Raw genomic sequence first — 14,697 nt, forward strand, 5'->3', positions numbered from 1 at the left:
CATCCGAGGCATTGAGCCCGGACCTACATCAACAAGGTAACCGCCAGCGGCAGCAATACCGCTGTCATCACGCCCATCAGACTCATCGCCAGCGCGGCAAAGGCGCCGCATTCATCTCCCTCCTGCAGCGCTTGGGCAGTACCCACGGCGTGAGAAGTCAGGCCCAGCGCCATGCCTCGTGCCGCAGGATGCTGAACGCCAAAGCGGCGCAACAGTTCCGGACCAAAGATCGCCCCGATGATACCGGTGATCATCACGAACACCGCCGCCAGCGCCACCACCCCGCCGATCTGCTCTGCCACCAGCATCGCAATGGGAGACGTCACGGACTTCGGTGCCAAGGTCATCAGGATCATCTGATCGGCGCCGAAGGCCCAGGCCAGCCCCATGCCCAGCGCCGTCGCCAGGTTGCCGGCGATCAACAGCGTCAGCATGATCGGCCCGAACAACTCGCGAATTCGCCGCAGATTGAGGTAGAGCGGCACCGCCAGGGCGACCGTAGCCGGCCCCAGCAGGACGGTGAGCATCTGTGCGCTGAAGCGGTACTCCTCATAGCCGATGCCACAGGCGAGAAGAATGCCCACCACCAACAACATGGACACCAGCACCGGCTGCAGGAACACCCAGCGGGTCTTTTCATAGGCGGCAAACGCCAGCTGAAAGGCGCCCAGGGTGATGGCCACACCAAACAGCGGATGGTGAATAACCGCCTCCCAGGCGGCCTGCCATTGCAGGGCGATCATGCTCGAGACCTCTTGCGCTGCTGGCGACGGATCAGCAACTGCATCAGCCAGCCGGTAAATACCAAAGACACCACCAGCGAAAGCACCAATACCCCGACTATGGCCCAGAAATCATCGAGAATGGCCTGGGTATAGGCCATTACGCCAACCGCAGGCGGTACCAGCAGCAGTGGCAGATAGCGCAACAGACTGCTGGCCGCGACCTGCAACGACTCACTTGCACTGCCACGCAGCATCAGCGCCACGAACAGCAGCAGCAAACCGATGATCGGCCCCGGCAGTATCGGTATGAAGAGAACATTGAGTGCGGTGCCAAGCAATTGAAACAGCACCAGCCAGGTCAGCCCGCGTAGCAGCATGGGGGAACCTCCGAAACAAGGAACTCGAGTATAAGCGGCACGTCATGCCGAGGGCTTTAGCCTTTACCTAGCCAGCCTATGACACGACATTCGCACAGGCATGGCTGGTTGATCGAGCACCTTGCCCATGCTGATCTAGGCGCTCAGGCAACCAATGACACTGGAGGCGCCATGCCACAGGTACCCATCGCGGAACTCGAGAATCACATCGGCAAGCTACTGGGCCACTCGCCCTGGCTCGACATCGACCAGCAGCGGGTCGACCGCTTTGCCGAATGTACAGGGGATCATCAGTTTATCCACGTCGACCCGGTGAAGGCCGCGCAGACACCTTTCGGCGGCACCATTGCCCACGGTTTCCTCTCCCTGTCGCTAATGCCCATGATGATGGAAGAGTTGCTGGTGGTGCCAGAAGGCACTCGAATGGGCGTCAACTACGGCCTCGACAGCCTGCGTTTCATCCAGCCGGTACGGGTCGGCTCACGGGTGCGCCTGGCCGTGACCCTGCTCGACGCCTACGAAAAGAACCCCGGCCAGTGGCTGCTCAAGGCGCGCGCCGTGATGGAAATCGAAGGCGTGGAGAAGCCCGCCTTTATCGCCGAAACGCTGGCGCTTTGCATTCTCTGAGCAGCGCTCCTTAAGCGAGGCTCTCGGTTGACTGTGTGCATGGTTCACTTCCGCGCATCCAGGGCTTGCCGAATGACAACGACGGGGACCACTATCGGAACGGGAGATGAAGCAAACGCGGCGGACCAGCGCCCTCCCCAGCCGACTACCGCACAGGAATCCAAGCCATGTATCTGACGCCCCAGCGCATTCTGCTTGCCGGCGCCACCGGCCTGACCGGCGAGCACCTGCTTGATCGCCTGCTCAATGAACCCACCGTCGAATGTGTTCTGGCTCCCAGCCGCAAACCACTGGCCGAGCACCCGAACCTGCTCAATCCCGTTGGCCCTCTTGAGCAGTTGCTGCCACAGCTAAGCGGCAACTTCGATACCGCTTTCTGCTGTCTGGGCAGCACGCTCAAGGAAGCCGGGAGCCAGGAAGCCTTCCGCGCCGTCGATCATGACCTGGTACTGCAATTCGCCCGCCGCGCCCGCGAGCTGGGCGTACGTCATCTACTGGTGATCAGCTCACTGGGCGCCAGCTCGGACAGCTCGATCTTCTATTGCCGGGTGAAAGGCGAGATGGAAGACGCCTTACGCGCCCAGAACTGGCCTCAGCTGACCATCGTCCGCCCATCGCAGCTGCTTGGCACGCGCATGGAGGTCAGGCCGGTGGAGCGCCTGACTGCCCCGCTTTCCTATCTGCTGCCGGGCAAATACCGTGGCATCTCGGCCTGCACCCTGGCCCGCGCCCTCTGGCGCCTGGCGCTGGAGGACGACAAGGGCACCCGGGTGATCGAATCGGACGACTTAAGAAGGCTGGGAAAATAAGCGCGAGGCGAACACTCGGCATGTAGGGTCGGTAGAGCAAAGCTCGTCCGCTTCGCCCCGAGAGCGGGGCTCCCGCAAGAGCAGCCAGCCCGAATCATGGCGACCCCGCGGCGAAGCGATTAAAAGCCAACTCTGACGAACAAGGCCTCACACCTTGATGAAATGCTCGCGGTAGTGGCGCAGCTCTGCGATGGATTCGCGAATATCGTCCAGCGCCAGATGCGTACCGCCCTTCTTGAAGCCCGCAAGTACGTCCGGCGCCCAGCGTGCGGCCAGCTCCTTGAGAGTGGAAACATCAAGGTTTCGGTAATGGAAGTAGGCCTCCAGCGTCGGCATGCGCCGATAGAGGAAGCGCCGGTCCTGGCAGATGCTGTTGCCGCAGATCGGCGACTTGCCCTTGGGCACCCACTGCTCCAGAAACGCCAGGGTTAGCGCCTCGGCTTCTTCGGTGCTGATGCGGCTCTCGCGTACACGCTGGGTCAGGCCGGAGCCACCGTGCTGACGGGTATTCCACTCATCCATGCCGGCCAGAATCTCATCGCTCTGGTGGATGGCGATGACCGGGCCTTCGGCCAGTACGTTGAGCTGGCTGTCGGTGACGATGGTGGCCATCTCGATGATGACGTCGTTATCGGGGTCCAGACCGGTCATCTCCAGGTCGATCCAGATCAGATTCTGCGGGTTTTGCATGGGGAGCTCCTTGAAGGGTGGCGCACAGTCTAGCAGCCGATCAGCCACGCGCAGCGCAATTGGGGCGATAGACCAGCAGCCGCGAGTGGCGCCAGTCATCAAGCGGCACGACTTCGTCGGGCTCGACGTCTGGCACTGCAAAACTGTTGCTGATCAACAACGCGTCGGCGCGCATTTCGGCGCAGGCCTTGCTCCATAAAGCCGGCATGGGCGCCGGGGACAGGAAGCAGTAAACCACATCGTAGGGGGCCAGCGGCTCACGCCAGAAGTTGCGCAAATACACGTGGCAGTTGGGCTGCAACAGGCAGCGTACGCGGCACACGAGGAACGCGAGCGGAGCGCTTTCGACGCCGACGAAATGCCCATGCGGGAAAGCTCTGGCCAGTCGCAGCAACGGTCCGCCAAGCCCGCTCCCCAGATCGACAAAGCGAAAGCCCGCCGGCAGTCTGTCCAGGCACCGGTGCAGCTCCTGCTCAGCAGCCGAGCCGGTCAGATAGAGCGGTACGCGCTCCAACAAGGCGTTCCAGTTCAACAGTAGAAGCACGGCGAAACCGCACAGCAACAACCAGGGCGGCAGCGTATGCCCTTGCGTCAGCACCAGCCCCGGCATAAAGCAGAGGTTGATCGGCAGCCACCAGCGCGGCAACCCGAGCCGCTGCCCGATCAGCGCGGCCAGCAAACCCTGCAGGCCGGCCGCCAGCATTGGGGTAGCCGTCCAGCCTGCCAACCGCGCCAACAGCCACAGCAGCAGCCATGTGCTGAGTATCCCTGCCAGCTGGCTGATCAGTGCCAGCAGTGCGGGAAGTCTTGTGAACGACAAAGCCGGCATCGGGGCCTTCACAGCGGATCCAAAAAGTCGCTGAGTCTAGCAGTCTGTAAATAGCCGCTTGTAGGCCCGCAGCGCTAAATTTCCCCATGCTAGAATCACCCGATTTCCAGCCTGGACATCCACGCAAATGGCCAAACGCCAACTCAACCGCCGGCAGAACTGGCGCATCGAGAAAATCCAGGAAGAACGCGCTGCGCGTGCTGCCCGCCGGGAATCGCGCGCGGTTGAGGAGCTGGAAGGTGGCGATCTGGGTCCGGAGCAAACCGGCCTGGTCATCGCCCACTTCGGCGTACAGGTAGAAGTCGAGGCACAGGATGGCGAGCTGCGCGGACAGGTTTTCCGTTGTCATCTGCGGGCCAATCTGCCGGCGCTGGTAACCGGCGACCAGGTGGTCTGGCGCCCCGGCAACCAGGGGATTGGGGTCATCGTGGCCCAGCTGCCACGCCACTCCGAACTCTGCCGTCCCGATACCCGTGGCCAGCTCAAGCCGGTAGCGGCCAACGTCGATCTGATCGTGATCGTCTTTGCGCCGCTACCGGAGCCACACGCCAACCTTATCGATCGGTATCTGATTGCCGCCGAGCACGCCGGCATCACGCCGTTGCTGCTGCTGAACAAGGCCGACCTGATCGATGACAGGAATCAAGGGGCTCTTGAGGAGCTGCTTTCGGTGTATCGCACCCTGGGTTACCCGCTGCTGGAAGTCTCGGCCCATGAGGGTGCCGGAATGGATGCACTGAAGCGGCGGCTCGACGGCCACGTCAGCGTGTTCGTCGGGCAGTCCGGGGTTGGCAAGTCATCGCTGGTCAACAGCCTGCTACCCGGCGTCGACACCCGCGTCGGAGCACTGTCGGAAATGACCGGCAAGGGTACCCACACCACCACCACCGCACGGCTGTTCCACTTTCCCGGCGGCGGCGAGCTGATCGACTCCCCCGGCATCCGCGAGTTTGGTCTTGGCCACGTCAGCCGCGCCGACGTGGAAGCGGGGTTTATCGAGTTCAATGATCTGCTTGGGCAGTGCCGCTTCCGCGACTGCAAGCACGACCGCGAACCGGGCTGCGCCCTGCTCAAGGCCCTCGAAGAAGGCCGTATTCGGCCACAGCGCATGGCCAGCTATCGCTACATCCTCAGCGGGCTGACGGAATAGAAAGGCGCTTCAGCCTCAGCCGGCCTATTTCTGCTCGTCGAAGTTCAACACGCCTTCTTCGAAGATATTCAGCCGTTCGCGCAACTGCGGCGGCTGCAGCGGTTCAGCAGGCGCCTGGCCTGGCGCGGCTCCGCCGGAGCTTTCCGGGGTGTTCGCGGGCGGCGTGGTCTGCTCGGACTGCTCGCCTTCGATACTGCGCTGAGCCCTCTTGGTCAGCACCAGGATGTCGATGCGCCGGTTGATCGGGTTGAGCGGATCCTCGCGGTCATACAGCGCCGATGAGGCATAACCCACCACGCGGGCAACCTGCTCATCCGGATAACCGCCTGCGACAAGGGTACGCCGGGCAGCGTTGGCGCGCCCTGCCGACAGCTCCCAATTGCCAAAATCACCGCGCCCGGCGTAAGGCTTGGCATCGGTATGGCCACTGATACTGATCTTATTTGGCAGCGCCCGGACAGTGTCGGCCATGGCCAACAGAATATCCTCGAAGTATGGCTGCAGCTGGGCGCTGCCGAGGGCGAACATCGGCCGGTTTTCCGCATCCACGATCTGGATGCGCAAACCGTCCTGGGTGATCTCGAACAGAATCTGGTCCTTGAAGCGGGTCAGATCGGGGTTTTCCTCAACCTTGTTCTGCAGTTCCTGCAGCACGATTTCCAGCCGCTCGCGCTCCATCTTCTCGGAAAGGCTTTCCAACTGATCGGCGTCGAGCGTCGAGGGCTGCTGCGTGATGGCCGGGTCCGGCTGGTCATGGAGCGTCCGGTCCGGGGACGGCGTCGGCGTGCCGCCCAGATCGATGACATGGGGGCTGGCACTTTCGGTAAAACCGATGGGGTCCTGAAAGTAGCCGGAGATGGCACGTTTCTGCTCCGGCGTGGCCGAGGTCATCAGCCACATCACCAGGAAAAAGGCCATCATTGCCGTCATAAAGTCGGCAAGGGCAATCTTCCAGGCGCCGCCATGATGGCCACCGGCGACCTTCTTGACCCGCTTGACGATGATCGGTTGGGTATTGTCCATCGCTCGTCAGCTACCGCGCACGGTTTGTTCGAGTTCGCTAAAGCTCGGACGATGGGAAGGCAGCAGCGTCTTGCGGCCGAACTCCACGGCCAGCGTCGGCGGCATGCCGGAGGCTGAGGCGACCAGCGTGGCCTTGATGCCTTCGTAAAGGTTCAGCTCCTCCTTGGCATCATGCTCAAGGGCGGCGGCCAGCGGGCCGACGAAGCCATAGGCGGCGAGAATACCAAGGAAGGTACCCACCAGCGCGGCGCCGACCTTCATGCCGATCATGGCATTGTCGGCCTCAGCAAGAATCGACATGGTCAGGACAATACCCAGTACGGCAGCCACGATACCCATGGCCGGCAAGCCATCGGCAACCCTGCTCACCGCATGAGAGGGATGCTCCAGCTCTTCCTTGAGGCCGCTCAGCTCCATGTCAAACAGGCCTTCAAGCTCATGGGGCGCCATGTTGCCGGAAGACATAATGCGCAGGTAATCGCAGATGTACTCGGTCATCCGCGCGTCCTTGAGAATCGCCGGGTACTTGCTGAAGATCGGGCTTGAGGCAGGCTCCTCGATATCCGCCTCGATGGCCATCATGCCCTCGCGACGGCTCTTGTTGAGGATCTCGTAAAGCAGGCCGAGCACTTCCAGATAGTATTTCTGGCTGAACTTCGAGCCGAACATCTGCAGCGATTTCTTGAACACGACCTTGGTCGTGCTGCCACGGTTGGCCTGGAGAAATCCGCCAAAGGCAGCGCCGAAGATGATCAGCATCTCAAAAGGGTGTATCAGTGCGCCGATCATGCCGCCAGAAAGCACAAATCCGCCGATTACGCTGGCGAATACCACGATGATGCCGAGAATTTTTACCATAGGAAGATACGTCTAAAACCTTGACGCATTGACACCCGAACACGAACCGCGCCACGTTTATTGCGCACTCGAACCTGGGGCCAGCGGGAGCATGAAAAGAATTATTCGGGTTATCGGAACTTTTGCGCCAGACTAAAGGCCGTTACGACGAAAAGCCAGTTCGGTAGCTAAATGACAACAAACTCACTTCCGCGCACCTTGCCCGCCTGGATCAAGGCGCTGGACGCTGTGGTGCTGCCGGCCTTTGCCGATGTGCACGCCCAGGTCTTGCACGCCTTGCATGACAGCAGCCTGTCCATGGGCCAGATCGCCGAGCTGATCAAGCAAAGCCCGGTCATGGCCCTTACGGTGATTCGTGACGCCAACCGTCACGCTGCCAGCCCTGCAGAAAGCCTGGAAGTGGCGCTCAGCCGTATCGGCCTCAAGCGCGCCGAAGCCCTGTTTGCACTTATTCCGCCAACCCAGACATGCGACATCGAACCCGCGCTGCGGCAAATCATCCTGATCAGCCGCCACGCCAGCCAGCAGGCCAACGGCCTGTTTGCCGCGCGTCTGGCGCGGCTCTGGCAGGAAATCCACTGGAGCAGCCTGCTGTTCCTTTCGCCGATCTGGACACTGGTCGCAGCCCATCCACAGCTGCTGTCCATCTGGGAGCAGCGGGTGCTGGTCAGGCACGAACCCGTGGCGGTGGTGGAACGAGAGGTGCTTGGTGTGTCGCTGCCGGAGCTCTGTGCTGCGCTGGCCGCTCACTGGGGCCTACCCGAATGGATCGCCATGGGTTACCGGATGCTCAACGGCAACCGCCGTATGCTGATCAAGGCCCTGCATATCGCCCGCGACAATGAAAACCCTCTGCATCAGCAGCAGATGCTGGATGCCGATCCACCCCTGCGCCGCTGGCTCACCCTGCCGAGCAATACCATTTTGCTGGCCAACGGTTTGGCGTTGTCCGCGCACCATAGCTGGCACGACATCCACTGCCTGCGCTGGCAATGGCTGACCGGGCTCTACCTGCAGGTACCCCTCGACCAGCTGCAACAGATGGTGCACCAACAAGCCGTCACCAGCGCCCGGGAAATAGGCCCCACGGATCTCTGGCATCCCGCCCAGGGGCTTCTCTGGCCCAGCGGAAGCCGTTTTCAGGTGGCTCAAAAGGCTCCACTGCCCAACGCCGAAGCCCTGGCCGCCTGGCGAACGCACTGTCGCGAGCTATTGAGCGAGCGCAGTCCTTACGACAACGTGCTGCAACTGACTGCAACCGCTTGCAAAGCCTTGGCCAGTGCCGGGATGCAACGGGTGCTGCTGATGGTCCTCGACCGCAAACAGCATCGCCTGCTCGCCCAGCAAGCCAGCGGCCTTGGGTCCGCGGCGGCCCGCCTGATTCTGCAACCTGAGCAGAGCCAGGTGCTGTCCAGACTGCTCGACAAGCCGACCCTGCTGCGCCTGACACCGGATAACGCAGAGGAGGCTTTAACCGGGCTTCCGGAGGCGCTGAAAAGCCTGTTCCCCAGCGCGCACCTGCTACTGCGCTCGATCGGCCTCGGTAACCGGGTCTTTATGCTGGTAGTGGCCGACCAGAACAACACTGAACTCAATGAAACCAACCTGCAGGCTTTCGGTAAAACCGTGCAATGCATCGAGCGCGCACTAGTGACGTTCAGCAAGCGCGGGAAGTGAGCTTTTTAGTTAGACTGCCTCTTCCTACGAGCTTGAATCGAGACTTGCCGTGTCCGTCTTCACCTCATTACCTCTGGTCATCGAGCCGGCTCAACTGGCCGAGCGACTGGACGCCCCCGAACTGATCCTCGTCGACCTGACCAGCGCCGCTCGCTATGCCGAAGGGCACCTGCCCGGCGCCCGTTTCGTCGACCCCAAGTCCACCCAGCTCGGCCAGCCACCGGCGCCGGGTTTGCTGCCGGACAAAGCCCGCCTGGAAGCCTTGTTCGGCTCGCTGGGGCACCGCCCAGAAGCCGTCTATGTGGTTTACGACGACGAGGGTGGCGGCTGGGCTGGCCGCTTCATCTGGTTGCTGGACGTTATCGGGCACCATCGCTATCACTACCTCAACGGCGGCCTGCATGCCTGGCTCGCCGAAGGGTGTGGCCTGTCCCAGGATGTGCCCACGCCCTTCGAGGCTCGGGCAAACCTCGAACTCGACAGTGCCCCCAGCGCGACACGCGACTATATAGAAAGCCGCCTCGGCGCCGATGACCTGGTCATCTGGGATGCTCGCTCGCCTCAGGAATACCGAGGCGAGAAGGCCCTGACAGCCCGCGCCGGACACATCCCCGGCGCGATCAATCTCGAATGGACCGCAGCGATGGACCCGGCCCGAGCCATGCGTATTCGCGAGGACATTGCCGAGCAGCTTCTGGCGCTTGGCATCAGCCCCGACAAGGAAATCATCACTCACTGCCAGACGCATCACCGCTCCGGCTTCACTTACCTGTTGGCCAAGGCCCTGGGCTATCCGCGCGTAAAAGGCTATCCAGGCTCTTGGGGCGAGTGGGGCAACCTGCCCGACACACCGATCCAGCAATGAAAAGGTCATCCATGAAAGATCGCTTGTTCGTTCTCAGTCAGTATCTGCTTCCGCATCATCTGATCTCGCGCCTGGCCGGCTGTCTCGCCGAGTGTCGTCTGCCCTGGGTGAAGAACACCTTCATCAAGTGGTTTATCCGGCACTTCAAGGTGGACATGCACGAGGCGCAGATCGAAGAACCGACTGCCTATGAGCATTTCAACGCATTCTTCACCCGCGCCCTGAAAGACGGTGCACGCCCGCTGGACTCTACCCCGGGCGCGATCCTCAACCCTTGCGACGGAGCCATCAGCCAGCTCGGCAAGATCGATCAGGGCCGCATCTTCCAAGCCAAGGGTCACAGCTATAGCGTGATGGAGCTGCTTGGCGGCGATCACGCGCGTGCCGCACCTTTCATGGGCGGCGATTTCGCCACCGTCTACCTTTCACCCAAGGATTACCACCGCGTGCATATGCCGCTGGCCGGTACCCTGCGTGAAATGGTTTACGTGCCCGGGCGCATCTTTTCGGTAAACACCGTGACCGCCCAAGGCGTGCCGGAGCTGTTCGCCCGCAACGAGCGCGTGGTCTGCCTGTTCGATACCGAGCGCGGACCGATGGCCATGGTGCTGGTCGGCGCGATGATCGTGGCCAGCGTCGAGACCGTCTGGGCCGGGCTGGTCACGCCGCCGAAGCGCAACCTCAAGACCATCCGCTACGACGAAGCAGCGCGCGCACCCATTCATCTGGACAAAGGCGCGGAGATGGGTCGCTTCAAGCTCGGCTCAACCGTGATCCTGCTATTCGGGCCGGATCAGGTGAGCTGGGCGGAAGAGCTGTCTGCCCTGTCCCCGGTCCGCATGGGCGAAAGTCTGGGCCAGTGCAAAACGGTGGCTCCGCCGCCGCTCGCGGAGGAAGTCGATCCGGCGCTCTGAATGCGCCGGTGATCGGCCCGGGCTGTTCAATGCCCGCATGTTCGCTATGATAATGGAACCATGATTCCATTTTGACATCATAGGTAAGACCTTCTATCTATGAGAACCCGGCCAGCATCTGCTGGCCGGCGCCAGGACATTCACCGGAGCCGCCGTTTGGAAAGCCTGAGTCAACCACTGCTGTTGCGCGTACCGACGCCGGATTGCCAGGGGTTGTCCTTCTGTGAGCCCAACGCGCGCGATCTCAAGACATGGCTGGCCGGCCTCCCCAAGGCCAACCTTGGCGAAACCGCGCGGCTGCTGTATCAGGCCATGCGCGAACTCAATCAGCTGCGCACTCCGAGCCAGAATCGCCTGCAACTGCTGGAGCTGATGCGGCCGGAGATCCATTTCATCTGCCGCCAGCTGGAACGCAACTACCTGCTCAATCAGCCGGTCGTTCTCGGCGAGCGGCCGCGCAAGATTGCCAGCCTGTGCCAGGCGCTACAAAACCACCTGGCCACCGGCTACAAGATGATCACCGTAAGGCTGGCCCCCCAGGCCGAGCGCGAACGGTTGCCACTACTCACCATCGTGCTGCAGCGAGCAATCCATAGCCTGTGCGCGATACTGGCGCGCTCCACTCAGCTGTATAGCCCGCCTCCCGAAGGGCTCTGGCTGGAGCTGCACCAGCTCTACACCATAGCCGTCGAACATGGCGTGCAGGAGACTCTGGTGCGAGATGATCTCGCCCGCGGCTCCGCAGGCCTGAGCGTAGAGCGCAGCTATATCGTCGCGCTGATGCTCGGCAGCGCACGCTGCAACCAGCTGCGCCAGCAGAGCATCGCCCAACTGACGCAGGCGCTGGAGCCGTGGAGCGCCCTGGTGCGCCTGCTGCCGGCGCAGCATGCATCCAGCCTGCTGGTGCTCTCGCCGCGCCAAGATGGCCCACCCCGGTATCGGTCGATGGTCAAGGGCGAAGAGCTGCCGCTGCAACTCGGTATCGACCCCGAGATCCTGGTGCAGGCAATAAAGGCCCACCTGGAGGACGCACCCGACACTGCAGGGGTCAAACTGGAGATTCCCGCTGGGTTAGGCGCCGACCTGCTACAACACCTTTGCTCGGCCTGGGGCAGTGCCTCAGAACGCAGCTTCCAGCGCATCCAGGCACAAGGCAGCCTGCAGCTGTGCGTAGGCATGAGCGCCCTGCACTACCACCTTGCCGGCCAGCGCCCCTTTGGGGAGTTGCTGCAAAGGCCGGAAAGCACGCATTCGTCGTTCAAGCTGAACAACGCCGCGCCTGACGTTTGGTCGGTCGCATTCGATGCTCAGCCGGTCAATGAAATGGGCCTGCTGCCTACGGACTGCATCGAGTTTGTCCGTCCGGTCAAAGCCGAGGCGGAAGCGGCATCAGCGCCGCCAGCCGAGCCGGCCTACCCAATCCACGATGTGCAGTTGGTCAATCACAGCCCCGGTGGCTACTGCCTGTCATGGTCGGGTGAAACGCCGGCACAGCTGCAGGCGGGCGAACTGCTCGGCCTGCGCAATAACGCTGAAGAAAGCTGGAGCGTGGCCGTTATCCGTTGGGTACGCCAGGTTCGCGGCAGCGGCCCGCAAATGGGTGTCGAGCTTATCGCCCCCCATGCGCAGCCCTGCGGCCTGCGCCTGTTGCGCAAGAGCGATCACGGCAGCGAATACCTGCGCGCGCTGCTGCTACCGGAAATCAACGTTATTTCTCGTCCGGCGACACTCATCGCGCCGCGCCTGCCGTTCCAGGAAGGCCATAAGGTGCTGATCAACCAGAACGGCGAAGAACATCGCGCGCTTCTGCGTCGCCGCCAGAACGGTTCGGGCAGCTATAACCAGTTCGAATACCAACTGGTCAGTCTGGCAGTTGCACCCCAGGAGAAGACCCCCGTCACAATGCGTGGAGCCCAGGGCGTATCCGTGGGTGAAGATTTTGACTCACTCTGGAAGTCGCTGTAGATTGCGGCTCACTGTTTTTTAGCCCTAACGCCCCGCTAAGGCGCGTTCCAAAGCAGCTGCCATGTCCCCGCAAAAGAAAACCATCCGCCTGCTGATCCTCGAAGACTCGCAAAATGAAGCCGAGCGGCTGGTCAGTCTTTTTCGTAATGCCGGCCAGGCCACCCGAGTTCACAGACTTACCTCCGGCGAGGATCTGGCAGAGGCGCTCCAGCAGACCTGGGACCTGCTGATCAACGCCCCGACCAGCGACAACCTTGACCCCAGCGAAGCCACCAGCACGATTCGCAAGCAAGGCAAGGATATCCCCGTCATTCAGTTGATCGATGGCAACGACGTCGATGCCATCACCGAAGCCCTGATGCTCGGCGCCCAGGCCGCACTGCCGCAACACGAGGATGAGTGGCTGGTCCTGGTGGCCAACCGGGAGCTGGCGAACCTGGAAGAGCGTCGCGCCCGTCGCACTGCTGAACTGGCGCTGCGCGAAGCCGAAAAGCGTTGCCAGCTGCTGCTGGAAAGCTCGGTGGACGCCATCGCCTACGTACATGACGGCATGCATATCTACGCTAACCGTGCCTACCTGGAGATGTTCGCCTACGAGGATGTGGAGGAGCTGGAAGGCATGCCGATGATCGATCTGATCGCCAGCTGCGATCAGGTCGAGTTCAAGGGCTTCCTGAAGAACTATCAGAGCATTCCGGAAAACTCCGAGCTGGTGTGCAAGGGTGTTCGCGCCGACGGCAGCGACTTCAAGGCACGCATGAGCTTTTCGCCTGCCACCTATGATGGCGAGCCCTGCATCCAGGTTGTGATCCGCGCCGAAAGCGACAGCGCCGAGCTGGCCAAGCTGCGTGAAATCAGCAGCCAGGACCCGGTCACCCGCCTGCACAACCGTACCCATTTCCTCGACCTGCTTGATCAGGCCGTGGCACGCGCCGTCGGTGCTGGCCAGGATGCTTGCCTGGCCTATATTCGTGTGGATCGCTTCGCCAGTCTGCAGGCCGATATCGGGCTGGCAGACAGCGACCGTCTACTGGCGGAACTGGCCAATCAGCTACGCGCGCATTTCCCCGAGTCAGCCCAGCTCGCACGCTTCGGCGATGACGCCTTCGCCGCCCTGCTGGCCGACTGCACGGCTCAGCAGTGCGAGCAGCTGTTCAACAAATTGCTGCAAAAGGTCGAAGGGCATCTGTTCGAGATCGCCGGACGCACCGTACAGACAACCCTCAGCATCGGCGCTGCCAGCCTCGATGAGCAGACCACCACCACACGCAACATCATCGACCGCGCCCACCGCTGCGCCGAAGAACTGACCAACGGCAACGCACTGCACATCTACAATCCGGCAGACGAACTGGCCGCTGCTGCCGGCCGCGGCGATATCCTTGCCATGGTGCAACAGGCGCTGGAGAAGAACAGTTTCCGCCTGCTGTTCCAGCCGATCATCAGCCTGCGCGGCGATAACCACGAGCACTACGAAGTACTGCTGCGTCTGCTTGACCCGAAAGGCACTGAAGTACCGCCCGGCGTTTTCCTCGATGCTGCGAAGGAAGCCGGATTGGCCACCAAGATCGATCGCTGGGTGCTGCTCAACTCCATCAAGCTGCTCGCCGAACATCGCAGCAAGGGCCACCGCACACGGCTGTTTATCAACCTGTCGAGCGCCAGCCTGAACGATCCGTCCCTGCTGCCATGGCTGGGGGCGGCACTCAAGGCATCGCGCCTGCCAGGGGATTCGCTGGTCATTCAGATCGCCGAGAGCGATGCCGTCGCCTATCTCAAACAGGCCAAGGTACTGACCCAGGGACTTGCCGGACTGGGCTTGCGTACGGCTCTCAATCAGTTCGGCTGCACGCTCAACCCGCTCAATACGCTCAAGCACCTGGACGCCGAGTTCATCAAGATCGATGGCTCCTACACCCAGGATCTGGGTCGTCAGGAAAATCAGGAAACCCTCAAGCAGATGCTTGCCGACCTGCACGCGCAGTCACGGCAGACCATCGTACCCTTCGTCGACAGCGCCACCGTGCTAGCCGCGCTCTGGCAGGCCGGCGTCGGCTATATCCAGGGGCACTACCTGCAAGGCCCCAGCCAATCGATGGACTACAACTTCTCCTCGGACGAGGAATAGCCGTAACGGCCGCCCACCTCAAGTATTGACCTCGATCATCAGGGCTTCAGTCTGTTGGAC

14 protein-coding genes are annotated in these 14,697 nt (G+C 62.0%); 8 read left to right on the forward strand and 6 right to left on the reverse strand.

Annotated elements, in window-relative coordinates; all coding sequences use genetic code 11:
• Window positions 1-23: 23 nt before the first annotated feature.
• Complete coding sequence (locus BN1079_RS09290; RefSeq protein WP_414860259.1) at window positions 24-734, reverse strand: LrgB family protein; 711 nt, start codon at window positions 732-734, stop codon at window positions 24-26.
• Between the two features lie 5 nt (window positions 735-739).
• A complete protein-coding gene (locus BN1079_RS09295; RefSeq protein ID WP_037023875.1) occupies window positions 740-1,102 on the reverse strand; it encodes a CidA/LrgA family protein in 363 nt (120 codons plus the stop codon).
• A 171-nt stretch (window positions 1,103-1,273) separates the two neighbouring features.
• Between BN1079_RS09295 and BN1079_RS09300 the strand changes: the two genes are divergently transcribed.
• The gene (locus BN1079_RS09300; RefSeq protein ID WP_037023876.1) at window positions 1,274-1,729 is read left to right on the forward strand and encodes a MaoC family dehydratase; all 456 of its coding nucleotides are present in this window, start codon (window positions 1,274-1,276) and stop codon (window positions 1,727-1,729) included.
• A gap of 167 nt (window positions 1,730-1,896) precedes the next feature.
• Window positions 1,897-2,538, forward strand: a complete 642-nt coding sequence (locus tag BN1079_RS09305) for an NAD(P)H-binding protein (protein ID WP_037023877.1) — start codon at window positions 1,897-1,899, stop codon at window positions 2,536-2,538.
• Window positions 2,539-2,685: 147 nt separating this feature from the next.
• On the opposite strand, the gene orn is transcribed toward BN1079_RS09305, so the two are convergent.
• Window positions 2,686-3,228 (reverse strand): oligoribonuclease, encoded by a 543-nt coding sequence (gene orn / locus BN1079_RS09310; protein ID WP_037023878.1) that lies wholly within the window; start codon window positions 3,226-3,228, stop codon window positions 2,686-2,688.
• A 40-nt stretch (window positions 3,229-3,268) separates the two neighbouring features.
• Window positions 3,269-4,057, reverse strand: a complete 789-nt coding sequence (locus BN1079_RS09315) for a hypothetical protein (protein ID WP_037023879.1) — start codon at window positions 4,055-4,057, stop codon at window positions 3,269-3,271.
• 127 nt (window positions 4,058-4,184) lie between these two features.
• Here BN1079_RS09315 and rsgA point away from each other — a divergent pair, with 127 nt between their 5' ends.
• Complete coding sequence (gene rsgA, locus BN1079_RS09320; protein WP_037023880.1) at window positions 4,185-5,207, forward strand: small ribosomal subunit biogenesis GTPase RsgA; 1,023 nt, start codon at window positions 4,185-4,187, stop codon at window positions 5,205-5,207.
• 24 nt (window positions 5,208-5,231) lie between these two features.
• Here the strand turns inward: rsgA and motB are convergent, their stop codons facing one another.
• Complete coding sequence (gene motB, locus BN1079_RS09325) at window positions 5,232-6,230, reverse strand: flagellar motor protein MotB (RefSeq protein WP_037023881.1); 999 nt, start codon at window positions 6,228-6,230, stop codon at window positions 5,232-5,234.
• 6 nt (window positions 6,231-6,236) lie between these two features.
• Complete coding sequence (motA, locus tag BN1079_RS09330) at window positions 6,237-7,088, reverse strand: flagellar motor stator protein MotA (RefSeq protein ID WP_037023882.1); 852 nt, start codon at window positions 7,086-7,088, stop codon at window positions 6,237-6,239.
• Window positions 7,089-7,259: 171 nt separating this feature from the next.
• On the opposite strand from motA, the gene BN1079_RS09335 reads away from it, so the two are divergent.
• The 5 genes from BN1079_RS09335 to BN1079_RS09355 all read left to right on the forward strand — a co-directional run bounded on the left by BN1079_RS09335 (window position 7,260) and on the right by BN1079_RS09355 (window position 14,637).
• Window positions 7,260-8,765 carry an HDOD domain-containing protein gene (locus BN1079_RS09335; protein ID WP_037023883.1) on the forward strand — a complete coding sequence of 502 codons (1,506 nt, stop codon included), beginning with the start codon at window positions 7,260-7,262 and terminating at the stop codon, window positions 8,763-8,765.
• Window positions 8,766-8,814: 49 nt separating this feature from the next.
• Entirely contained in the window at window positions 8,815-9,630 is an 816-nt protein-coding gene (locus BN1079_RS09340) for a rhodanese-like domain-containing protein (RefSeq protein ID WP_037023884.1), read from the forward strand.
• Between the two features lie 11 nt (window positions 9,631-9,641).
• Window positions 9,642-10,544 carry an archaetidylserine decarboxylase gene (asd, locus tag BN1079_RS09345; RefSeq protein ID WP_037023886.1) on the forward strand — a complete coding sequence of 301 codons (903 nt, stop codon included), beginning with the start codon at window positions 9,642-9,644 and terminating at the stop codon, window positions 10,542-10,544.
• Window positions 10,545-10,700: 156 nt separating this feature from the next.
• On the forward strand, window positions 10,701-12,509 hold the full coding sequence (locus BN1079_RS09350) for a hypothetical protein (RefSeq protein WP_037023887.1): 1,809 nt from the start codon (window positions 10,701-10,703) through the stop codon (window positions 12,507-12,509).
• Window positions 12,510-12,570: 61 nt separating this feature from the next.
• The gene (locus tag BN1079_RS09355; RefSeq protein WP_037023888.1) at window positions 12,571-14,637 is read left to right on the forward strand and encodes a GGDEF/EAL domain-containing response regulator; all 2,067 of its coding nucleotides are present in this window, start codon (window positions 12,571-12,573) and stop codon (window positions 14,635-14,637) included.
• Window positions 14,638-14,697: the final 60 nt, after the last annotated feature.

This window comes from Pseudomonas saudiphocaensis (assembly GCF_000756775.1).
Classification (GTDB): domain Bacteria; phylum Pseudomonadota; class Gammaproteobacteria; order Pseudomonadales; family Pseudomonadaceae; genus Stutzerimonas; species Stutzerimonas saudiphocaensis.